Annotated in this window: 22 protein-coding genes; 10 read left to right on the plus strand and 12 right to left on the minus strand. The window is 69.6% G+C overall.

Features of this window, described 5'->3' with window-relative positions; genetic code table 11:
* The 8 genes from RIC31_RS06955 to RIC31_RS06990 form a co-directional block, all read right to left on the minus strand.
* On the minus strand, nucleotides 1–297 hold the full coding sequence (locus tag RIC31_RS06955) for a BufA1 family periplasmic bufferin-type metallophore (RefSeq protein WP_350104629.1): 297 nt from the start codon (nucleotides 295–297) through the stop codon (nucleotides 1–3).
* Between the two features lie 128 nt (nucleotides 298–425).
* Complete coding sequence (locus RIC31_RS06960) at nucleotides 426–1,301, minus strand: ABC transporter ATP-binding protein (RefSeq protein ID WP_350104630.1); 876 nt, start codon at nucleotides 1,299–1,301, stop codon at nucleotides 426–428.
* Nucleotides 1,301–2,062, minus strand: a complete 762-nt coding sequence (locus tag RIC31_RS06965) for an ABC transporter ATP-binding protein (protein WP_350104631.1) — start codon at nucleotides 2,060–2,062, stop codon at nucleotides 1,301–1,303. Before RIC31_RS06965 ends, RIC31_RS06960 begins: the two co-directional genes overlap by 1 nt.
* On the minus strand, nucleotides 2,059–3,114 hold the full coding sequence (locus RIC31_RS06970) for a branched-chain amino acid ABC transporter permease (RefSeq protein WP_350104632.1): 1,056 nt from the start codon (nucleotides 3,112–3,114) through the stop codon (nucleotides 2,059–2,061). Before RIC31_RS06970 ends, RIC31_RS06965 begins: the two co-directional genes overlap by 4 nt.
* Nucleotides 3,111–4,010, minus strand: a complete 900-nt coding sequence (locus RIC31_RS06975) for a branched-chain amino acid ABC transporter permease (RefSeq protein WP_350104633.1) — start codon at nucleotides 4,008–4,010, stop codon at nucleotides 3,111–3,113. Before RIC31_RS06975 ends, RIC31_RS06970 begins: the two co-directional genes overlap by 4 nt.
* A gap of 140 nt (nucleotides 4,011–4,150) precedes the next feature.
* Nucleotides 4,151–5,401 (minus strand): amino acid ABC transporter substrate-binding protein, encoded by a 1,251-nt coding sequence (locus tag RIC31_RS06980; RefSeq protein WP_350104634.1) that lies wholly within the window; start codon nucleotides 5,399–5,401, stop codon nucleotides 4,151–4,153.
* 191 nt (nucleotides 5,402–5,592) lie between these two features.
* Entirely contained in the window at nucleotides 5,593–6,432 is an 840-nt protein-coding gene (locus RIC31_RS06985; RefSeq protein ID WP_350104635.1) for a nitroreductase family protein, read from the minus strand.
* Between the two features lie 96 nt (nucleotides 6,433–6,528).
* On the minus strand, nucleotides 6,529–7,449 hold the full coding sequence (locus RIC31_RS06990) for a LysR family transcriptional regulator (RefSeq protein WP_350104636.1): 921 nt from the start codon (nucleotides 7,447–7,449) through the stop codon (nucleotides 6,529–6,531).
* Between the two features lie 87 nt (nucleotides 7,450–7,536).
* Between RIC31_RS06990 and RIC31_RS06995 the strand changes: the two genes are divergently transcribed.
* Nucleotides 7,537–8,301 (plus strand): carboxymuconolactone decarboxylase family protein, encoded by a 765-nt coding sequence (locus RIC31_RS06995; RefSeq protein WP_350104637.1) that lies wholly within the window; start codon nucleotides 7,537–7,539, stop codon nucleotides 8,299–8,301.
* 76 nt (nucleotides 8,302–8,377) lie between these two features.
* Nucleotides 8,378–9,298, plus strand: coding sequence for a ketopantoate reductase family protein (locus RIC31_RS07000; RefSeq protein WP_350104638.1), 921 nt, complete (start codon nucleotides 8,378–8,380; stop codon nucleotides 9,296–9,298).
* Between the two features lie 24 nt (nucleotides 9,299–9,322).
* Here the strand turns inward: RIC31_RS07000 and RIC31_RS07005 are convergent, their stop codons facing one another.
* Nucleotides 9,323–10,549 (minus strand): tetratricopeptide repeat protein, encoded by a 1,227-nt coding sequence (locus tag RIC31_RS07005; RefSeq protein ID WP_350104639.1) that lies wholly within the window; start codon nucleotides 10,547–10,549, stop codon nucleotides 9,323–9,325.
* Nucleotides 10,550–10,716: 167 nt separating this feature from the next.
* On the opposite strand from RIC31_RS07005, the gene RIC31_RS07010 reads away from it, so the two are divergent.
* The 5 genes from RIC31_RS07010 to RIC31_RS07030 are packed head-to-tail and all read left to right on the plus strand — an operon-like array spanning nucleotide 10,717 to nucleotide 14,311.
* Nucleotides 10,717–11,136, plus strand: a complete 420-nt coding sequence (locus RIC31_RS07010) for a nuclear transport factor 2 family protein (protein WP_350104640.1) — start codon at nucleotides 10,717–10,719, stop codon at nucleotides 11,134–11,136.
* 10 nt (nucleotides 11,137–11,146) lie between these two features.
* Nucleotides 11,147–11,875 carry a succinate dehydrogenase/fumarate reductase iron-sulfur subunit gene (locus tag RIC31_RS07015; protein WP_350104641.1) on the plus strand — a complete coding sequence of 243 codons (729 nt, stop codon included), beginning with the start codon at nucleotides 11,147–11,149 and terminating at the stop codon, nucleotides 11,873–11,875.
* 13 nt (nucleotides 11,876–11,888) lie between these two features.
* Complete coding sequence (locus tag RIC31_RS07020; protein WP_350104642.1) at nucleotides 11,889–12,221, plus strand: succinate dehydrogenase; 333 nt, start codon at nucleotides 11,889–11,891, stop codon at nucleotides 12,219–12,221.
* Nucleotides 12,218–12,559, plus strand: a complete 342-nt coding sequence (sdhC, locus tag RIC31_RS07025) for a succinate dehydrogenase, cytochrome b556 subunit (RefSeq protein ID WP_350104643.1) — start codon at nucleotides 12,218–12,220, stop codon at nucleotides 12,557–12,559. The genes RIC31_RS07020 and sdhC overlap by 4 nt, the downstream gene beginning before the upstream one ends.
* Nucleotides 12,560–12,562: 3 nt before the next feature.
* Complete coding sequence (locus RIC31_RS07030; RefSeq protein WP_350104644.1) at nucleotides 12,563–14,311, plus strand: L-aspartate oxidase; 1,749 nt, start codon at nucleotides 12,563–12,565, stop codon at nucleotides 14,309–14,311.
* Between the two features lie 9 nt (nucleotides 14,312–14,320).
* Here RIC31_RS07030 and RIC31_RS07035 read toward each other — a convergent pair whose 3' ends face one another.
* Nucleotides 14,321–14,725 carry a PIN domain-containing protein gene (locus RIC31_RS07035; RefSeq protein WP_350104645.1) on the minus strand — a complete coding sequence of 135 codons (405 nt, stop codon included), beginning with the start codon at nucleotides 14,723–14,725 and terminating at the stop codon, nucleotides 14,321–14,323.
* A gap of 5 nt (nucleotides 14,726–14,730) precedes the next feature.
* On the minus strand, nucleotides 14,731–14,961 hold the full coding sequence (locus RIC31_RS07040; RefSeq protein ID WP_350104646.1) for an AbrB/MazE/SpoVT family DNA-binding domain-containing protein: 231 nt from the start codon (nucleotides 14,959–14,961) through the stop codon (nucleotides 14,731–14,733).
* A 132-nt stretch (nucleotides 14,962–15,093) separates the two neighbouring features.
* Between RIC31_RS07040 and RIC31_RS07045 the strand changes: the two genes are divergently transcribed.
* A complete protein-coding gene (locus RIC31_RS07045) occupies nucleotides 15,094–16,398 on the plus strand; it encodes a DUF3422 family protein (RefSeq protein ID WP_350104647.1) in 1,305 nt (434 codons plus the stop codon).
* A 33-nt stretch (nucleotides 16,399–16,431) separates the two neighbouring features.
* On the opposite strand, the gene RIC31_RS07050 is transcribed toward RIC31_RS07045, so the two are convergent.
* The gene (locus RIC31_RS07050; protein WP_350104648.1) at nucleotides 16,432–17,505 is read right to left on the minus strand and encodes a tartrate dehydrogenase; all 1,074 of its coding nucleotides are present in this window, start codon (nucleotides 17,503–17,505) and stop codon (nucleotides 16,432–16,434) included.
* A 138-nt stretch (nucleotides 17,506–17,643) separates the two neighbouring features.
* Between RIC31_RS07050 and RIC31_RS07055 the strand changes: the two genes are divergently transcribed.
* Nucleotides 17,644–18,558, plus strand: a complete 915-nt coding sequence (locus RIC31_RS07055; protein WP_350104649.1) for a LysR family transcriptional regulator — start codon at nucleotides 17,644–17,646, stop codon at nucleotides 18,556–18,558.
* Nucleotides 18,559–18,691: 133 nt separating this feature from the next.
* Nucleotides 18,692–19,666 carry a TAXI family TRAP transporter solute-binding subunit gene (locus tag RIC31_RS07060; RefSeq protein ID WP_350104650.1) on the plus strand — a complete coding sequence of 325 codons (975 nt, stop codon included), beginning with the start codon at nucleotides 18,692–18,694 and terminating at the stop codon, nucleotides 19,664–19,666.
* Nucleotides 19,667–19,752: the final 86 nt, after the last annotated feature.

The following is a 19,752-nucleotide window of genomic DNA, read 5'->3' on the forward strand; positions in this document are numbered from 1 at the left end:
TCAGGCCTTCGGCACGTCGCGGTCGAGGGCGGTCAACGAACCCTTGCGGCCGCCCGGCAGCTCGATGCCCTCGCAGGTGCCCTTCGGCACCAGCTTCCAGGCATTGCCCTGGTAGTCGACCTTCGAGGTGCCGGCGCAGGTGGTGCCCGGCCCGGCGGCGCAGTCGTTCTGCCCGGCCAGCGAGACGCCGTAGCACTTCTCCCGCTCGGCGGCGATCGCCGGGGCCTGCATCGCGGCGGCGGCCAGGGCGGTCACCAGCGAGCCCAGCAATACGGCATTCACGTCACGACGGTTCATTCGATCCTCCTGTCGGAATCATGTCCTGCGACAGAAGATAGCGCCGCGGCGGGACACCGCCGCTCACAGAAGCGTCAGGCCCGATCACGGCGGAGTCACATCGGCGTGTGGCGGAGGATCGCCACGCCTCAGCCGCCGAGGAACAGCCGCCCGACCTCGGGATTCTCCAGCAGTTCGTCGCCGCGCCCCGCCAGCGCGGTCTCGCCGGACACCAGCACATAGCCGATGTCGGCGAACTCCAGGCCCTTCTTGGCGTTCTGCTCGACCATGACGATGGTCTTGCCCTCGCTGCGCTGCAGGTCGTCGAGGATCTCGAACACCATGTCGATGAACCGTGGCTCCAGCCCGATCGACGGCTCGTCGACCAGCAGCACCTCGGGGTCCATCACCAGCGCCCGGCTGATCTCCAGCAGGCGCCGCTCGCCGCCCGACAGCACGCCGGCCGGCTTGTTGCGGCGCTCGGCGAGCCGGTCGTACTTGGCGAACACCTTCTCGGCCGCCTCCTTGGCCTCGTCGACGCTTTCCTTGAGGAACCCGCCCATCAGCAGGTTCTCCTCCACGGTCATGCCCGGGAAAACCGACTTGTCCTGCAGGATGTAGGCGACGCCGGCGGCCTTCAGCTTCTGCTGCGGCGATAGCCTGGTGACGTCGCGGCCAGCGACCGTGACGGTGCCGGAGAAGACGTTGGTGAAGCCGAAGATCGAATGCAGGACCGTCGACTTGCCGGCGCCGTTCGGGCCGATCAGGCACAGCGACTGGCCCTTGCCGACCCGCAGGTCGAAGTCGTGCAGGATCTCCATCTTGCCGTAGCCGGCGCGCAGCGACTCGATCGACAGGAAGGCCTCGCCGTCGACCAGTCCCTCGAGAGCCGCCACGGTCGGCCGATCCTCGGCGATCGCCTGGGCCTGGCGGACCACGTCGTCGACCGAGATGACCGTCGCGACGTCGCCGCTGCCGTAACCGCGGACCGCGCGCTCGGCGCCGGGTTGCGTCTGGTCGCTCATCAGTGCGCCCCCAGATAGGCGTCGATCACCCGCTGGTCGTTCTGGATCTCCTCCGGCGTGCCGGTCGCCAGCAGCTGGCCATGGGCCAGACAGGAGATCTGCTCGGCCAGGTTCATGATCACCCGCATGTTGTGCTCGATGACGAACAGGGTCACGCCGAGTTCCTGGTTGGCCCGCTTCAGCCGGTCGATCAGCCCGTTGATCAGGGTCGGGTTGATGCCGGCGGTCGGCTCGTCGAGCAGCAGCACCTTGGGCCGGTTCATCAGCGCCATGGCGAACTCCAGGAGCTTCTGCTGCCCGAAGCTGAGGTCGCCGGAGATCAGCCGCCGCTTGGTGTAGAGGCCGACGAACTCCAGCAGCTGCTCGGCCCGCTCCTCGGTCTCGGGGTCGCGCGCCGGGCGGAAGATGCCGCCGAACCCGCCGCCCCGGTGGGAAACCGAGATGACCATGTTCTGCATGCAGTTCATCTTCTTGTAGATGCGGGTCTGCTGGAAGGTCCGCAGCATGCCGAGCCGGGCGATGTCGGGGACCCGCATCCGCGAGATCTCGCGGTTCTCGAAGGTGATCGAGCCCTCGTCGATCGGGTGGTAGCCGACGATCGAGTTGAACAGGGTGGTCTTGCCCGACCCGTTGGGCCCGATCAGGCCGGTGATCCGGCCCTCCGGCACCTGCAGCGAGATGTCCTTGTTGGCGACCACGCCGCCATACGACTTGGACACCCCCTTCACCTCGATCTGGATCCTGCTGCCGTGTGCGCTCATTCGGCGGCCTCCACCTGGGTTCCCCCGGTTCCACGGTCGACCGTCAGCCCGAACGCCTCCGGCCACCTGTCCTGGGCCCAGCCCAATATCCCCTGCTGGAAGTACACGATGTTGACGATGATGATCGCCCCCAGCGCCACCCACTGCCAGCCGAGCAGGTAGGTCCAGGTCCACTCCTTGACCACGTGGAACAGGATTGCGCCCAGCACCGGCCCCCACAGCGTGCCCTTGCCGCCGACCAGGGCCATCGCGACCATGAAGATTCCGAAGGTGGTGGTCGGGAAGGCGACTTCCAGCGGTTCGATGAAGCCCGACATGTTGCCGAACACCGCCCCGCCCATGCCCATGAAGAAGGCCGCCACCGCCCAGGTCAGGACCTTGTAGCGGGTGGTGTGGATGCCCATCGCCTCCGCCTTGTCCTCGTCGTCGCGGATCGCGTTGATGGCGAGCCCGAACTGCGTCGAGTACAGCCAGCGGGCGGTCAGGTGGGCGGCGAGTGCCAGCACGCCCAGCAGGGCGTACCAGACCATGGTGCCCTCGCCGGCCGCCCCGGGGTAGACCGGCATCGAGATGCCGCCGCCGCCGCCGACATAGCCCCAGCCGCTGACCAGTTCGGCCACGGCAACCGCCAGCCCGAGGGTGCCGATTGCGAAGTACGGGCCGCGCAGGCCGAGCATGAACGGCCCGACCACCAGCGCGAAGATCGCCGCCACGACGCCGCCGGCCACGATCCCGAGGGCGAGGCCGGTGTAGTACTGCGCGTCGGTGAACTCGACCACGATGGCGCCGAAGGCGGCGGTGTACTCGGCGACGTCGAAGACCAGCCCGATCTGCACGATCGCCGCGGCGTACATGCCGAGCCCGAAGAAGATCACGTTGCCCAGCGAGTTGTAGCCCATCTGGCCGCCGGTCATGTCCCAGGTGACCGCCATCATGATCATCAGCCACATGACCGCGATCTGGGAGGCGTAGTTCGGGAACAGGACCGGGGCGACGAGGCCGGCGACGATCAGCGCCGCGTAGACAGACATGTCGAGCCTGGCGGCGCTCATCGGACCACCTGCCGCACCCGATAGGACTGCAGGAGCCGGTACATCAGGACGAGCACCAGCATGATGACCACGGCCGCCACCGCGAACTCGGCACCGAACACGAAGCCGGCGACGTTCTCCCACATGCCGAGCCCGAAGCCGGCGACGATCACCCCGGGCAGGTTCCCGAGGCCGGCCGCCGTCACGATGATGAAGGCGCGGATCGAGTAGACGATGCCGTAGTAGGGCTGGATGACCCAGATCATCGCCACCAGCACCCCGGCCGCCCCGCAGATCGAGGCGTTCAGCGCATAGGTGAAGGCGTAGACCTGGTCGGTGTTCACGCCCAGCACCCGGGCCGCCCGCGGATCCTGGGCGGTCGCCCGGATCGCCTGGCCCATGCGCGAGCGCTTCATGAACAGTACGATGGCCGCAGCCAGCGCCGCCGCCATCATCAGGCTGTATAGCCGGACGTTCTGGACGATGATGAAACTGCCGAGATGGACGCTGCCGAAGCCCGATTCCGCGACCTTCACCTCCGGGCCGTAGATCAGGTTGAGCACCTGCTGGATCAGCAGGCTGAGCCCGAAGGTGGCGAGCAGCGAGGTGAACATGTCGCGGTCGACCACGCGGCGGATGATCAGCAGGTAGATCAGCCAGCCGAGGCCGAACATCAGCACGATCGCCGCCGGCAACGCGACGATCGGGTGCAGCCCCCAGAGCGTGGCCTGATAGGCGATGTAGCCGCCCAGGATGACCATGTCCCCCTGGGCCAGGTTCTTCACGTTCATCACGCCCCAGACCAGCGCCAGCCCGTAGGCCACGAGGGCGAAGATCGCGCCGATGAAAAGACCCTGCAGCAACAGGTCCACGCCGAGGATCGGCGCCTGCCAGAGAAGGGACAGATTGTCGAGCATCCGGTGGTCCTTACGTCCGGTTGTCGTCGACCGCGGCCCCGTCCGGCGGGGCCCGGCGCACCGACGGGGCCTGTCGATCCGCAACGACGAAAGGCGGGAGAGGCAAGCCCCCTCCCGCCGCCGTCACGACTGTCGACGCCTCAGTATTTCGGCTTCCGCGGGTAACGCAGCTCCGACGAGGCCCATTTGGACGGCGCGACCACCCTGTACTCGCCGTCCTGGATCTGGCGCAGCACCATCGGCTTGGCAACGTTGTTGCCGGCCTCCGAGAACTTGATGCCGCCGTAGAAGGTCTTCATGTCGGTGGCGGCCAGCGCGTCTCGAAGCGCCTCGGTGTCGAACTGGCCGGCACGCTCGAAGGCGTCGGCCCACACCATCACCGCAGCGGTCGCCTGGGCGGTCTGGTACGGAACCGTCTGGTACTCCGGATACGCCTTCTTGAACGCCACGTCATACTCCGCGGCGGTCCCCATCAGCGGGTCCGAGTAGCTGAGCGTCTCGGCCCACTGGGTCGGGCACAGCAGACCCTCGGTGGCGCCCGCCCCGAACTTGCCGACCACGTCCGCGGCCTCGCAGTGCGTCATGGCGATCATCGGGGTCTGGATCTGCAGTTCCTGGATCTGCCGGCCGGCGGTCGCCGCCCCCTTCGAGTGCCCGGAGACCACCAGGAGATCCGGATTGAGCGCCTTCACCTTGGTCAGGGTCGACGTCATGTCCGACAGATCGCGCGGCAGCTTGTCGTCGACCACGATCTGCATGCCGTACTTCTTGGCGTCATCGACCACGCCGGCGCGAACGTCGAGCGAGAACGGATCGTTCTCGAACGCCATGGCGATCTTGACGTCGGACGGGTCCTTGCCCTGGCCCTTGGCCACTTCGGCGGCGAGCTCGATCGAGCTGGCGAGATACTGCTCGGAGGTCGACAGCACCGCGAAGAGATACTTGTAGCCCTGGGTGAACAGCGAGCGCGATGCGCCCTCGGCCTCCACCATCGGGATCTTGTACTTCTCGGTGACCGGCGCGATCGCCTTGGTCAGGCCGGACGAATACGGTCCGAGCATGAACTTGACGCCGTCCTGGTTGATCAGCCGCTCGGCCAGCTGGGCGCCACGCGCCGGGGTCGACTCGTCGTCGTAGTACTGGACCTTCAGCTTGTAGGACTTGCCGCCGACCTTCACGCCGCCGGCGTCGTTGATCTTCTTGACGGCGAACTCGTAGCCGTTCTGGGCGTGGATTCCGTTGGTCGCGTATTTCCCGGTCAGCGAAATCGCGGCACCGAGGATGATGGTGTCGCCCTCGACCTTGGCCTCGGCCGTGGCGGCCAGGCCGAGAGCCGCGAGTCCGGCCAGGGCCGACGTCAGGACACGTGTGTCCCTGCGCGAAAAGAACATGGAAACCTCCCTTCCCTGTCGTCTCTGCGTCCGTGCCGAGCGTCGGCGGGACGCGCGAAAGCCGCATTTTCCGCGGTCTTGTCAGGCAAGACGGTAGGTAATCCATCCGTCGAATGGAAGGGGTTTCTGCCAGATTCCGATTGTGCAGCGCAATATTCGCGGCATCGCCAGCCCCGCCGCGCTGAGGATAATCAGTCGAGGCCGAACCCTTTCGAGTTCAGGAATCGGGCAAGCTGCTTGCGCTGCGGGGTGGCATACTGGCGAGCCTTGTCTTCGGACCAGCCATAGAACTCGGCGACCCCGTATTCATTGGTCATGCGCTGTTTGTCGGCCGGGGTGCTGAAGCGGGCCTCGCGACGCCGGTCGTAGCCGTCGATCTCTTCCAGCAGGGCGGTGTCGTCGTAGCGATCGGTGTGCACGGTCACCGCCGGCGGCAGCCGCAGGCTGACCCAGCCCTCGCGGGCCGGCCAGCCGAGCCCCATGCCGGCCAGCGGGAACACGTTGTCCGGCAGTCCCAGCAGCTCCGAGACCTCCTCGATGCGGTCGCGGATCACGCTGATCGGGCAGCAGCCGAGCCCCGCCGCCTCGGCCGACCGGATGAAGGTCGCGAGCACGATGCCGGCGTCGACCGCGCAGTTCAGGAAGGAGTCGAGGTGGCCGTTCGGATAGGGCTTGCCGCGGGCTTGCGCGATCCGCCGGATCCGCCGGTTGTCGCCGCAGAACACCAGCAGCGACGGCGCCCCGGGCACCCAGTCCTGGCCGGCGACCAGGGCGTTGATCCCGGCCCGGATCTCCGGGTCCTTGACCACGATCACCGAGCACTGCTGCAGATCCGACTTGGCGGGCGCCGAGAATGCCCCGGCCAGCACCACCCGCAGCAGCTCGTCCGGCACCGGGTCGGGCTTGAAGCGGCGGTGGCTGCGGTGCCGCAGGATCGCCGCCAGCTCGCCCTCCGCCGGCATGTCGCGGCCGTCGTCGGTGGCGAGGCCGAAGCGGTCCTCGATCAGGTCGGCGATCGTCTTGTCGGTCATCGGCTCCTCCTTGGCCCGGCACATTCCGGCGGCTCGGCGCAATCCTGCGCGAAGCCTCCAGCCGATGCCAGCGACAGTCTCGCCCAGGCGGCCGCGTCACGCGTCGGCCGCCGCCCGGCCGCCCGTCACCTCGACGATCAGGTCGCGGAGCAGCCTTTCGGCCGGATCGCCATCGGCCGTCAGCCGCCATGCAATCGAGATGTCGAAGTCGGGCGACTCGAAAGGCAGTGCCCCGGCGCAAAGTCCGGCTCGCCCGGCCAGTGCGTCGGCCAGATAGTCGGGGACGGTCGCCAGACAGCCGCTACCGCGCAGCACGGCGGGCAGCACCGCGAAGCTGGCCAGCGACAACGCGATCCGCCTGCCGACCCCCAGGCGCGCCAGAGTCTCGTCGATATAGCCGACCATGTCGCCGGCGAAGGTCACCAGCACATGCCGGCGCGCACAGTACTGCTCGAGCGTCTCGACCGCACCGCCGCCGGCGTCGCCGACCACGCGGTACCCGACCGTCGCGATCCGGCGGACCTTGGCGGCGGCCGGAAGCCGGTCGAGATATCCCACCACCATCGACACGTCCCCGCGGTCCAGCAAGTCCGCCGCCCCGAGGTAGTCGGCATGCCGCACCGCCAGCCGCGCGTTCGGCATGCGCTCGGCCAGCGCGGACACGATGGCCGGCAGGAACGCCAGCTGGAGGTCCTCGGACATCCCGACGCTGAAGATGCGCTCCGCTGTCGTCGGATCGAACGCCCGCATCGCGGCCACGGAGCCGTCGATCCGGTCCAGCGCCGGGGCCACCGCTTCGAACAGCGCCAGCGCCAGCGCCAGTGCGGTCGGCTCCATGCGACGCCCGGCACGCACGAACAGCTCGTCCCCGACCTCGGCGCGCAGCCGCGCGAGCGCATGGGACAAGGCCGGCTGGCCGATCGAGAGACGGCGCGCGGCGCGGGTGATGCTGCGCTCGCGCATGATCAGCACGAAGGCCCGCAGCAGATTCAGGTCAAGCGAACGGCGATTATCCATGTGCATCACGTATATCAAAGCCATCGATTTGATTCATGATGAACTGCATGTCAGCGAACTCCGGTCGCCATCGACGGGAGAACGAGCATGCCGACGCAGACCGACGCATACCCGGACCTGGGGTCCGGGCGCCTCGATGCCGGGCCGCGCTTCGAGCGCGACGACCGGCGGACCCGCGACCGGGACCTTCTGCCGCGCGACCTGCTCACGGCGGAGGAGCGCTTTGCCGTCCGGCTCGCGGGACTGGCAGCGCTGCCGCTCGACGGTCCGGTGCTGAGCCACGCGTTCGGTGCCCTGCTCGCCGACGGCATGGCCCCCGAGTTCGCCGAGGACATCCTGGTCCAGATGGCCGCCTATCTCGGCTATCCCCGTGCCGCGAAAGCCCTCGACGCCCTTCGCCGCGCCGGCCCGCAGCCGGCCGCCGAGCCCACCGTCGAGCTCGCCGACCTCCCGGATCCGACGGACGAAGAGCGGTACCGGCGCGGGACCGGGGACTATGGCCGTATCAACGCCGCCGCCCTGGAGACGATCCAGGCGGCGTTCGACGAGCTGGCCGGCGACCTGGTCCGGATCACCTTCCGGTCCTTCGGCGACGTGTTCGCGAGCTCCCGGCAGCCGCTGCCGGTCCGCCAGCTCGCCACCGTGGCGGCGCTGGGGGTCCTCGGCGGCGCGGCCCCGCAACTGCGCTTCCACATCGCGGCGGCGCTGCATGTCGGCGTGACCCGCGAGCAGCTGGTCGAGGCGATCGTCTGGGTCCAGTACCTGGCCGGCATGCCCGCCGCCTACAATGTCCTGGTCGAGCTGAAGGGCGCGCTCGCCGCGGGCGCCGACGCGCCGCCCGCCTATCGGTAGTCCGACCGCCGGCTTGCCGCCCGGCGGACCGGCGGCCTACTCTCGCGGAAACGCATCCGGGCCGGGAGGAATCATCATGAAGATCGCGATCGTCGGTTGCGGCGCCATGGGGTCGATCTATGCCGGGCTGATGGCCGATGCCGGCAACGAGGTCTGGGCGATCGACGCCTGGAAGGACCATGTCGACGCCATCAACCGGGAGGGCCTGCGGGTCGAGGGGGCCTCCGGCGACCGGAGGGTGACGTCGATCCGCGCCACCACCGACGGCGCCGAGGTCGGGGTCTGCGACCTGGTGATCGTCGCCACCAAGGCCAGCGGAGTGGCCGCGGCCGCCCGCACCGCGCTGGGCCTGACCGGCCCCGACACCGTTATCCTGACCATCCAGAACGGCCTGGGAGCGGCCGACCGGATCGCCGAGGCGATCCCGACCAGTCAGGTCATGCTCGGCGTGGTCGGCGGCTTCGGCGCCTCGATGAGGGGCCCGGCCCATGCCCACCACAACGGCATGGAACTGGTCCGGCTCGGCGAGATGGACGGCGGCGAGACCGACCGGCTGGCCGGGGTCGTGAAGGTGTGGGAAGGCTCCGGCTTCGCGGCCCGCGGCTTCCCCGACATCCACCAGATGATCTGGGAGAAGCTGATCTGCAACTGCGCCTTCTCCGGGCCATGCGGCGTCACCGGGCTGACGGTCGGGCAGGTGCTCGACCACCCCGATGCCTGGAAGATCGCCAGTTCCTGCGCCGCCGAGGCCGACACCGTGGCCCGCACCAAGGGTATCAGGCTCGGCTTCGAGGACGTCGAGGACTATGTCCGCAGCTTCGGCTCGAAGATCCGCGGCGCCAAGCCGTCGCTGCTGCAGGACCAGGAGGCGCGGCGGCCGTCGGAGATCGATGCGATCAACGGCGCCATCCCGGTCGAGGCCGCGAAGGTCGGCCTGGCGGCCCCGATCAACGCCACGGTCGCCGGGATCGTCAGGGCCCGCGAGAGCGGCTTCTAGGCGGCCCCCGGGGGCGGGCGCGGCCTATCGTTCCTCGACCATGCCGAGCCGGCGCTCCAGCGGTTCCTGGCCCTGTTCGGTCAGCCAGAAATACAACAGCGCCATCTCCGGAAAATTCTCGAAGTAGACCGAGTTCCCGAGGGCCAGATCGTATTGCCGGGAGGCTTCCGCCGGACGCCCGGACTTGCGCAGCATGCGCGCCCAGTAGACATGGACCTCCGACGATTGCGGATTCAGCTCCGCCGCCTTGCGGAAGCTCGCCTCGGCGTCCCGGAACCGGCCCATCTCGGTCTCGGCCACGCCCTTGATGATGTGGCCGGTGGCCAGCAGCACCCGGTTGCCGGTCATCGGCCAGTAGCTCGGATGGATGACCTTCCCGACCGCGTCGATGGCGTCCTGGTAGCGGTCCTCGTGGACGTTCAGGAAGGCGAGGTTGAGATAGCCGATCGGCTGCTGCGGATCGGAGGAGATCGCCTTCTCGAAGTCCCGGCGCGCCATCACCTGGTTCTGCTCGAGCAGCGCCAGGATACCGCGCAGGTTCTCAAGCAGGGCCCGGTGGCCGTGCCGGATCGCGGCCGGCTCCGAGGACAGGGCCTTGTCGATCCGGATGCGCGCCGGCGCCAGGTCCTCGCCGGCCTCGGCCCGGCGGCTGAGGTCGTAGAGCATCGCCAGATAGGGCTCCAGCTTCAGCACCGACTCGAAGGCGGCCTCGCGGATCAGTTCGTCGACGTCCTCGTCGGTGGTGCGACCCTCGACCGTCACGTAGAAGTAGCCGGTCTTCCGGTCGTAGCCGGTCAGCACCAGCTTGAGGTCGGCCTCCTCGCCGACCACGTGCTCGGCGACCGCGCCGTCGGCCGCGGTCGTCACCACCTGCACCCGCTTCTTGGGATCCTCGGCGATGACGCTGGCGACCAGGCTGGGCGGGATCACGCCCATGACGCCCTGGATCGCGCCCAGCGCACTCTCCAGCCCGGCCGCCTGGGCCAGTGCCGCCGAAATCGGCTTGGCCTTGCTGGACTGGATGACCGGCGCCGCCACCAGGGACGGCGTCGAGGTGATCTTCTTCGCCTCGGCGATGAAGATGCCGCCGACCACCGACGGCTCGTAGCCCTCCTCGGCGACGCCCTCGGCGACCGTGGTGTCGAGATACATGGTGTTGGCGTTGACGTAGGTGTCGGTCGCCACCAGGCCGAGCGTCGCGATCGCGGTGTAGAGCGCGGTGTAGAGCGCCGCCAGTGTCGCCGGATCCATCGGATACCCCCTTCGCCGTGCCGCCAATGCCGCATTCTAGAGCCTGATACCGGGCTGGGAAACGACCATTGCGCACCGCCCGCCGCGCCGGTCGTGCCGTTGCGCCGGCTTGCCGCCCGGGTCCATACTCCGGCCGCCAAGATCGCGAACCAACCGGGGAGGCCGAAATGTCGACCGCCTATGCCGAACTCGTCCAGGCCATGCAGCTGTATTTCGACGGCTTCCACGAGGGCGACGTCGAGACCCTGCAGAAGGTCTTCCACCCGAACTGCCACCTGATCTCCGGGACCGGCGGCACGCTGGTCGACGACCCGATGCCGGCGGTCTACGACCGGGTTCGCGGCCGCACCGCGCCGGCCGCCGCCGGACAGCCGCGCCACGACCACATCCTGTCGATCGACCTGGCCGGCCCGGAATGCGCGCTGGTGACCTGCCGGATCGCGATCGCGCCGAAGCTGTTCACCGACTACCTGAACTTCGTGAAGCTGGACGGCCAGTGGCGGATCGTCTCCAAGGTCTTCACCTGGGTGAAGATCGAGGACGCCGCCGGCGCCCACCCGGCCGCCACCGCGCAGGCCGCGGAGTAGCGCCGCGCCGATGGACGCCGGGCACGCCAGCCTGTCGGTGGAGGTCTGGCGCGGGCGCGACAGCGGGGCTTTCGAGACCTACGCGGTCCCGCAGCGCGCCAACCAGACCGTGCTCGACGTGGTCACCTGGATCCAGCGCCATGCCGCCCCGGCGCTGGCCTACCGCTTCGCCTGCCGGGTCGGGGTGTGCGGGTCCTGCGCCATGACCGTCAACGGCCGGCCGCGCTGGACCTGCCGGACCCATGTCTCGAAGGTCGCGAGCGACGGCCGGCTGCGGATCGAGCCGCTGCGCAACCTGCCGCGGATCAAGGACCTGGCGGTCGACCTGACCCCGTTCTTCGAGAAGTGGCAGCGCGCCCAGGGCCGGTTCACCCCGACCGCCAGCCGCCACGACCCGCTGGCCCCGGTCAGCCCGGAGACCCCGGCCCGCAGGGCCGCCGACGCCGGCATCGAGTGCATCAACTGCGCGGTCTGCTACGCCGCCTGCGACGTCGTCGCCTGGGACGACGGCTATCTCGGCCCGGCCGCCCTGAACCGCGCCTGGACCCTGGTCAACGACGAGCGCGACGGCGACCGCCGCGGCGTGCTGCGGGCCGCCAGCGCTGCGGGTGGCTGCCACAGCTGCCACAGCCACGGCAGCTGCGTCGAGCACTGCCCGGTCGGCATCAACCCGACCGCCGGCATCGCCGGGTTGAAACGCCAGTCCCTGATCGACCTGCTGGGCGGGGCCCTGCCGTGACCGGGGGGCTGCGATGACGCCGGCCCGGCTGTTCCTGGCGCAGCGGCTGACGGCGCTGATCCTGGCGCCCCTGGTGCTGGTCCATCTCGCGCTGATCCTGTTCGCGGTCGAGGGCGGGCTGAGTGCCGCCGAGATCCTGGCGCGGACCCGCGGCAGCGTCGGCTGGGCGGCGTTCTACGGCCTGTTCGTGCTGGTGGCTGCGATCCACGCGCCGATCGGCCTGCGCAACGTGGTGCACGAGCACACCGGCTGGCGCGGCCGGTCGCTGGAGGTCGCGATGGTCGCGCTCGGCCTGCTGCTGGCCGGGCTCGGGGCGCGCGCGGTGATCGCGGTGGTGGCGCCGTGATCCGGCCGTCCCGCAACCACCCGGGCTTCTGGGCCTTCGTCGCGCACCGGGTGTCCGGGGTGGCGCTGGCGCTGTTCCTGCCGCTGCATTTCCTCGCCCTCGGCCTGGCCCTGGAGTCCGCCGACGCCCTCGACCGGATGCTCGCGGTCGCCGACAGCCCGGCCTTCAAGGTCGCGGAATGGGGGCTGGTGACGTTGCTGACCATCCATCTCGGCGCCGGGCTGCGGGTGATGGTCCTGGAGTTCCTGCCCTGGCGCGACGGCCGCAAGGGGCTGATCGGGCTGGGCGCGATCGCCGCCGTCGTGGTCGGCACGATCTTCCTGCTGCGGGTGGGCTGACGGATGGAAACCCTTGAGACCGACATCCTGATCCTGGGCGCCGGCGGGGCCGGGCTGTTCGCCGCCCTGCACGCCCTGCAGGCCGACCCGTCGCTCGACGTCACGGTCGCGGTGAAGGGGCTGATGGGCAAGTGCGGCTGCACCCGCATGGTGCAGGGCGGCTACAACGTGGCGCTCGACCCGCGCGACAGCCTCGAGCGGCACTTCATGGACACCATCGTCGGCGGCAAGTGGCTGCCGCGCCAGGATCTGGCCTGGCGACTGGTCGAGGGGGCGGTCGAGCGGGTCCGCGAGCTGGAGAACGAGCTCGGCTGCTTCTTCGACCGCAACCCCGACGGCTCGCTGCACCAGAAGGCGTTCGCCGGTCAGTCCTTCGACCGCACGGTGCACAAGGGCGACCTGACCGGCATCGAGATCATCAACCGGCTGATGGAGCAGGTCTGGGCCCGCAACGTGCGACGCCTGGAGGAGCATCGGGCGATCGCGCTGGTGCCGGCGGCCGACGGCTCCGGCCTGGCCGGCGCGCTGCTGGTCGACATGCGGACCGGCGGCTACCGGCTGGTGCGCGCCAGGGCGACACTGCTGGCCACCGGCGGCGGGCCGACCATGTATCTCTACCACACGCCGTCCGGCGACAAGGCGTGCGACGGCATGGCGATGGCGGCGCGCCTGGGCTTGGCCCTGCGCGACATGGAGATGGTGCAGTTCCACCCCACTGGCCTGCTGGCCGGCCCCGACACGCGGATGACCGGCACGGTGCTGGAGGAGGGCCTGCGGGGCGCCGGCGGCCATTTGCTGAACGGCGACGGCCGGCGCTTCATGGCCGACTACGATCCGGCCGGCGAGCGCGCCACCCGCGACCTGGTCAGCCGGGCGATCTACTCCGAAATGCGGGCCGGCCGCACCACGCCGATGGGCGGGGTGTGGATCGAGATGAAGCATCTCGGGCCGGAGAGCGTGGCGAAGCGCTTCAAGGGTATGGTCGAGCGCTGCCGGGACTGCGGCTTCGACCTGGCCGGCGGCCGGGTCGAGGTAGTGCCGACCGCGCACTACATGATGGGCGGCGTCGAGTTCGAGATCGATACGTCCACCGCGATCCCCGGCCTGTTCGCCGCCGGCGAGGACTGCGGCGGCGTGCACGGCGCCAACCGGCTCGGCGGCAACGGGGTCGCCAACTCCACGGTGTTCGGCGGCATCGCCGGCGAAACCATGGCCGCGTCCGTGAAGGCGGGCGCGCCGCTGCGCGACCCGGACCGAACCGCGATCGACGAGGCGGTGGCGCGGGCCGAGGCGCCGTTCGCGCTGCGCCCCGGCGACCTCGGCGACCTGCGCGAACGGCTGTGGAACCTGATGTGGGACGAGGTCGGCATCCTGCGCACCGATGCCGGGCTGCGGCGCGGGCTCGCCGGCCTGGCGGAACTGCGGGCCGAACTGCACCGCACCGGCCTCGCCGACGGCGACCGCGCCTTCAACCTGACCTGGCACGACTGGCTGAACCTGGAGAGCCAGATCGCGATCTCCGGGGTGATCGCGGCGGCAGCGCTGGCCCGCGGGGACAGCCGCGGCGCCCACTTCCGCGAGGACTTCCCGGAGACCGGCGACCTGGAGACCACCGCCTACACCCGGGTGACCCTCGACGGCGACGGCCGGCCGGGCGTGGCGATGGTGCCGGTCGGATTCAGCATCGTGAAGCCGGGCGAGAGCCTGATCGACGGCGACGCCGGCGCGCCGCCGGCGAGTGCGGCGGGGTGACCGGCAGGCCTAAGCCGCCCGGAAAGGGTTCGCGACCGTCAACCTGCCGTCGATCACCAAGCCGTCCTGCAGGTCCTCGGTGAGCAGGACGCTGCAGCGACCGCGCAAGGCGCTCGCCAGGACCTGGGCGTCGAAGATCCGGAACCGGTGACGCGATGCCAGCCGGAGGGCGTTCACGTGATCCTCGAGGTCGACGTCGAGAACCGGCTGGCAGAGGCGCCGGACCGCTTCGGACGCTTCGGCCACCTCGTGCCACGTCAATCCCAGCTTCCGGTGCGCGACGTTGGCGAACTCGGTGAGCACCTGGACGCTGATCGTGCCGCCGCGTGCCAGCAGTTCCTCCGCCCTCGCCGCCCGCGGATCGTCCGTGAACGCATAGACCAGGACGTTGGTGTCGAGAAATGCCCCGGCCACCGCGGCTACCGGGCGTTCGCGTCGTCGCGGTCGAAGCGCCAACCGGGCGGCAGCGGCCGGCGCAGGGTGCGGATGCGCCGCAGCGCCTGCTCCCGGCCGTCGTCGCGCGCGACCTCGAATGCCCTGTCGCCCACGACCCGGATCTCGATCTCGTCGCCGTCCTTCAGCGCCAAGGCATCGACCACAGCGGCCGGAAGCCGCACGGCGAGGCTGTTGCCCCATTTCGCGACGCGCATCGCCTTACCTTCAACATATACATTCATAACGTATATCCTTCCCTTGCATATCGCAATCCGGCCAGCGACCATCCGCCGCTCGCCAACGCCGCAGCGGCCCGGCACACTGCTTCGGCTATGGGCGGGGCAGGCATGAAGTTCCATTCCGAGCGCGAGGCGCTGACCCTGGAGCTGCACGACCGGCCGTTCCGGCCGATGGCGGCGCCGCTACGGGTCTCGCATCTGGCGATCGCCACCGGCGAGCGCGGCGGCGAGCGCGACCACGCCCAGTTCGCCGCGCTGTGCCGGCGCTACGGCAAGGCCGAGCCTGCCGCCGGCGCCAAGCACTTCACCGTCGACCTCGGCCCGTTCACCGTGAAGTGGGAGCGCCACACCGAGTTCTCGACCTACACCCTGCTGCGCGAGGAGCCGGTCGGACAGCCCTTCGACGAGACGGTGTTCGCCCTGGTGCCGGCGGAGTGGCGCGACGGGCTGTACGGCGAGGTCATGGTCGCGCTGCACCTGACCGTCACCGCCGACGGCGGCGACCCGCCGAACAGCGACGGAGCCGACGGCAACCGGCTGTCGCGCTGGTTCGCCGGCAACCCGGTGTTCGGCTGCGCGCTGGCCGACGGATCGGCGCGGCTGTACGGCGACCTGCGGACCCATGACGACGGCTTCGAGCGACTGCTGCTGCGCGCCGCGGGCTTCGAGCCGGTGCTGCTCGGCCAGCTGGTGCAGCGGGTGCTGGAGCTGGTGACCTATGCCCGCTTCGCCATGCTGTCGCTGCCGATCGCCCGGGCCGCCAGCCCGCGGCTGGAGGGCATCGAGCGCGGCCTCGCCGAGGTCGCCGGGACCCTGGCCGACGCCGGCCGCGGCGAGAGCGACGAGGCGCTGCTGGACCGGCTGTCCGGCCATTCGGCAGAGCTCGAGGACGTGGTCGCCGCCTCCAACTACCGTTACGGCGCCAGCACCGCCTATGCCGAGATCGTCGACAACCGGCTGCGCGACTTGCAGCCGGCGGCGCTCGACGGCCACATCAACCTGGTCGGCTACCTGATGCGGCGGCTGTCGCCGGCGATGCGGACCTGCGCCTCGGTGGCGGCACGCCAGGAGGCGCTGTCGCGGCGCGCCAACCGGCTGTCCAGTCTGCTGCGCACCGGCATCGAGGTGCGGCTGGAGGCCCAGAACCGCGACCTGCTGGAGTCGATGAACCGGCGTTCGGCCCAGGCGCTGGCCCTGCAGCGCACGGTCGAGGGGCTGTCGGTGGTGGCGGTCAGCTACTACGCCATCGGCCTGGTCAAGGTGGTGCTGGAGGGCCTCGCCAAGGCCGACCGGCTGGGCGAGGTCAGCCCGACGGTCGCTACCGCCCTGGCGGTGCCGCTGGTGGTCGCGGCGATCTGGCTCGGGATGCGCCGGCTGACGCACCGGGTGCTGGAGAAGCCGAAGGCGGAGTAGAGCGCCGGGGCTCGCGACGGCGGTCGCCGCGGATCAGTCGTTGGCGCCCTGGATCGCTGCCACGACCGCGTCGGTGACCTCCCTCGTGGTCGAGGTGCCGCCGACGTCCGGGGTTCGGACGCCCGCTGCGCATACCCGCTCGACGGCGCCCATCAGCCGCTCCGCCGCCGCCGGCTCGTTCAGATGCTCGAGCATCTGCGCCGCCGTCCAGAAGGACGCGACCGGATTGGCGATCCCCTTGCCGGCGATGTCGAACGCCGAGCCGTGGATCGGCTCGAACATCGACGGGAAGCGGCGCTCCGGATCGATGTTCGCGGTGGGCGCTACGCCGAGACTGCCGGCCAACGCGCCGGCGAGGTCGGACAGGATGTCGGCATGCAGGTTGGTGGCCACGATGGTGTCGAGCGAGCGCGGCATCCGGGTCATGCGCACCGTCATCGCATCGACGAGCATCTTGTCCCAGGTGACGTCGGGAAACTCCCTGGCCACCTCGGCCGCGATCTCGTCCCACATGACCATGCCGTGGCGCTGCGCATTCGACTTGGTCACCACGGTCAGCCGCTTGCGCGGCCGCGCCTGCGCCAGCTTGAACGCGTAGCGCATGATCCGGGTGACTCCGACTCGGGTGAAGATCGCGACCTCAGTGCCGACCTCCTCGGGCAGGCCACGATGCGCGCGCCCCCCGTGTCCGGAATACTCGCCTTCGGAGTTCTCGCGAACGATCACCCAGTCGAGATCGCCGGGGCCGGCATCGCGCAACGGCGACGTGATGCCCGGGATGATCCGGGTGGGCCGCACGTTCGCGTACTGGTCGAAGCCCTGGCAGATGCGCAAGCGCAAGCCCCAGAGCGTCACGTGGTCCGGCACGTCCGGTGCGCCGACCGCGCCGAAATAGATCGCATCGAACGCGCGCAGCCGCTCAAGGCCGTCTTCCGGCATCATCTTGCCGTGCCTGCGGTAGTAGTCGGTCCCCCAGTCGAAGGTCTCGACGTCGAAGCGGAGATCTCCGACCCGGGCGGCCAGCGCGTTCAGGACCGCCTCGCCCGCCTGGATAACCTCGGGTCCGATCCCGTCCGCGGGAATTGCCGCGATTCTGTACTGCCTCATGACGCTTCCATCTCCCGGAGCCGGCCGTCGATCGTCCCCGCACCCGCGGTGCCGACGTGTCCTGCTTGCTTACATCCGACGTTGCGGGTCGGGCAATTTTCGTAAGATTATATAAATTCAATTTATTATGAGTGACCGATGAACCTGCTGCAGCTTCGGTGCTTTCTGGCGGTGGCGGATACGCTGCACTTCGGGCGGGCGGCGCAGCGGCTCGACATGCTGCCCGCGTCCCTCGGCCGTCACCTCCGCAACCTCGAAGAGGATCTCGGCACCGCCCTGGTCGCCCGGACGACGCGCAACGTCGCTCTCACGGATGCCGGGGCCTCCCTGGTCGAGGGCGCGCGCGACCTGATCGACCAGGCCGACCGCCTGGAACGGGACTTCCGGCAGTTGGAGCACATCCGGACCCCGGTGTTGAAGGTGGGCGCCATCGACAGCGTCGCCGCGGGGCTGATGCCGCAGCTGCTCCCGCACTTCCGCTCTGAGCACCCGGGGGTCCGCATCGAACTCGTGGAGCAGAAGACGATCCGGCTCCTGCCGCGTCTGCTGTCCGGCCGCCTGGACGTCGCCTTCGTCAGGCCTCCCGACGTGCTTGACTCCCGGCTCGTCTTCCGCCCCCTGTTTTCCGAGACGCCGGTGGTGGCGCTGCACACCAGCCACCGGCTCGCGGGTCACGAGACCGTCCGCGTCACCGACCTCGCGGACGAGCCGCTGATCGTCCCCGACCGGGGGTCCAGGCCGCACAGCCACGACCTCACGATCAAGCTGTTCCTGCAATCGGGCCTCACAGCCCGGATCGCCCAGGTCGCCGACGAGAAGCAGACCATCGTCGGACTGGTGAGCACCGGCATCGGCATCGCCATCGTTCCTCGGTGGACGTCGCGGCTGGCGGTGACCGGCGTACGGTACGTCCCGATCGAGATTGCGCCGGAGACGCCGACCTACCGGCTCTCGCTCTCGGTCGCTTGGCTGAAGGGCGTCCGGGACGCCACGCGCGACCTGCTCATGGAGACACTCGAGCGGCATCTCGGCGAGTACGTGGCGAGCGCCTGAATATCGGCACAATTATTCAAGAATAATATATAATTTTGGTGAACTTGAGGCCCTTCGCCACGGTCCCTAGCATCATTGGAAACCCGACGGTCAGCCAGATCGCCGGAGCAATGTCCTCGGGAGGATCGAGATCATGAACCTTGTCGCAAAACTCGCCGCGACCGCCGCGGTGGCCGCCAGCCTCGCAGCGCCCGCCGCGGCTCAGGACCGCGCCGGCTGGCCGTCGACGATCATCATCGGGACCGGCAGCCAGGGCGGGGCCTACTTCACCTACGGGAGCGGCTTCGCGACCATGATCGGCGAGGCGCTCGGGGTGAACGCCAGCGTCGAAATCACCGGCGGACCGGTCCAGAACGTGACGCTCGTCCAGACCGGAGACCACAACATGGGCTTCGTCACCATGGGGCCGGCCTACGAGGCGTTCGTGGGCAAGAGCGAGCTGATGCCCGGCGTCGAGCACAAGGACATCCGGGCGCTGTTCCCGATGTACCAGACCCCGCTGCAGGCGGCCGCCCTGAGCAGCTCCGGCATCCGCTCGCTGGCGGACCTGAACGGCAAGCGGGTGGGCGTCGGTCCGGCCGGAGGGACCGCCGCGACCTACTGGCCGCGCTACCTCGACGCGGCCGGACTGAAGGCCACGATCAGCAATGCCGGTGCCAACGACAGCGCCGGGCAGCTCAAGGACGGCCTGATCGACGCCTTCCTGTTCGCCGCCGGCATCCCGACCGGCGCGTTCAGCCAGCTCGCCGTCGAGAACGACGTCGTGTTCCTCAGCATGTCCGAGGCGGAGCGGCAACTGTTCCTGAAGGCCGAGCCGGCGCTGTCGCCCTTCACCATTCCCGCCAAGACCTACGAGGACCAGCCCGAGGCCGTGGAGTCGGTGTCGCTCTGGAACTTCGCGATCGCCGGCAAGGGCATGCCCGACACCCTGGCCTACGAACTCACCAAGCTCGCGATGACCAACTACGAGCGCATGAAGCAGAACCATGCCGCGGCCAAGGAGACCAGGCCCGAGGCGTACAAGTTCAACTCCTTCATGAGGTTCCACCCGGGCGCCGTCCGCTGGTTCGAGGAGAACGGGTACAAGATCGCCGACAACCTGAAGTGACCTGAGCCTCCAGTGACTTAGAGCGACGGGCGGGGCCACGGGTCCCGCCCGTCCCGCAGCAACCGGACGGCAGTCGGAGACCCGGG

The organism is Thalassobaculum sp. (assembly GCF_040219615.1).
Taxonomy (GTDB): domain Bacteria; phylum Pseudomonadota; class Alphaproteobacteria; order Thalassobaculales; family Thalassobaculaceae; genus Thalassobaculum_A.

Excerpts from the sequence above, each read along its gene's own strand:
- RIC31_RS06955 (WP_350104629.1), bottom strand. The coding sequence starts at position 297 with ATGAACCGTCGTGACGTGAATGCCGTATTGCTGGGCTCGCTGGTGACC.
- RIC31_RS06960 (WP_350104630.1), bottom strand. The coding sequence starts at position 1,301 with ATGAGCGACCAGACGCAACCCGGCGCCGAGCGCGCGGTCCGCGGTTAC.
- RIC31_RS06965 (WP_350104631.1), bottom strand. The coding sequence starts at position 2,062 with ATGAGCGCACACGGCAGCAGGATCCAGATCGAGGTGAAGGGGGTGTCC.
- RIC31_RS06970 (WP_350104632.1), bottom strand. The coding sequence starts at position 3,114 with ATGAGCGCCGCCAGGCTCGACATGTCTGTCTACGCGGCGCTGATCGTC.
- RIC31_RS06975 (WP_350104633.1), bottom strand. The coding sequence starts at position 4,010 with ATGCTCGACAATCTGTCCCTTCTCTGGCAGGCGCCGATCCTCGGCGTG.
- RIC31_RS06980 (WP_350104634.1), bottom strand. The coding sequence starts at position 5,401 with ATGTTCTTTTCGCGCAGGGACACACGTGTCCTGACGTCGGCCCTGGCC.
- RIC31_RS06985 (WP_350104635.1), bottom strand. The coding sequence starts at position 6,432 with ATGACCGACAAGACGATCGCCGACCTGATCGAGGACCGCTTCGGCCTC.
- RIC31_RS06990 (WP_350104636.1), bottom strand. The coding sequence starts at position 7,449 with ATGGATAATCGCCGTTCGCTTGACCTGAATCTGCTGCGGGCCTTCGTG.
- RIC31_RS06995 (WP_350104637.1), top strand. The coding sequence starts at position 7,537 with ATGCCGACGCAGACCGACGCATACCCGGACCTGGGGTCCGGGCGCCTC.
- RIC31_RS07000 (WP_350104638.1), top strand. The coding sequence starts at position 8,378 with ATGAAGATCGCGATCGTCGGTTGCGGCGCCATGGGGTCGATCTATGCC.
- RIC31_RS07005 (WP_350104639.1), bottom strand. The coding sequence starts at position 10,549 with ATGGATCCGGCGACACTGGCGGCGCTCTACACCGCGCTCTACACCGCG.
- RIC31_RS07010 (WP_350104640.1), top strand. The coding sequence starts at position 10,717 with ATGTCGACCGCCTATGCCGAACTCGTCCAGGCCATGCAGCTGTATTTC.
- RIC31_RS07015 (WP_350104641.1), top strand. The coding sequence starts at position 11,147 with ATGGACGCCGGGCACGCCAGCCTGTCGGTGGAGGTCTGGCGCGGGCGC.
- RIC31_RS07020 (WP_350104642.1), top strand. The coding sequence starts at position 11,889 with ATGACGCCGGCCCGGCTGTTCCTGGCGCAGCGGCTGACGGCGCTGATC.
- RIC31_RS07030 (WP_350104644.1), top strand. The coding sequence starts at position 12,563 with ATGGAAACCCTTGAGACCGACATCCTGATCCTGGGCGCCGGCGGGGCC.
- RIC31_RS07040 (WP_350104646.1), bottom strand. The coding sequence starts at position 14,961 with ATGCGCGTCGCGAAATGGGGCAACAGCCTCGCCGTGCGGCTTCCGGCC.
- RIC31_RS07045 (WP_350104647.1), top strand. The coding sequence starts at position 15,094 with ATGAAGTTCCATTCCGAGCGCGAGGCGCTGACCCTGGAGCTGCACGAC.
- RIC31_RS07050 (WP_350104648.1), bottom strand. The coding sequence starts at position 17,505 with ATGAGGCAGTACAGAATCGCGGCAATTCCCGCGGACGGGATCGGACCC.
- RIC31_RS07055 (WP_350104649.1), top strand. The coding sequence starts at position 17,644 with ATGAACCTGCTGCAGCTTCGGTGCTTTCTGGCGGTGGCGGATACGCTG.
- RIC31_RS07060 (WP_350104650.1), top strand. The coding sequence starts at position 18,692 with ATGAACCTTGTCGCAAAACTCGCCGCGACCGCCGCGGTGGCCGCCAGC.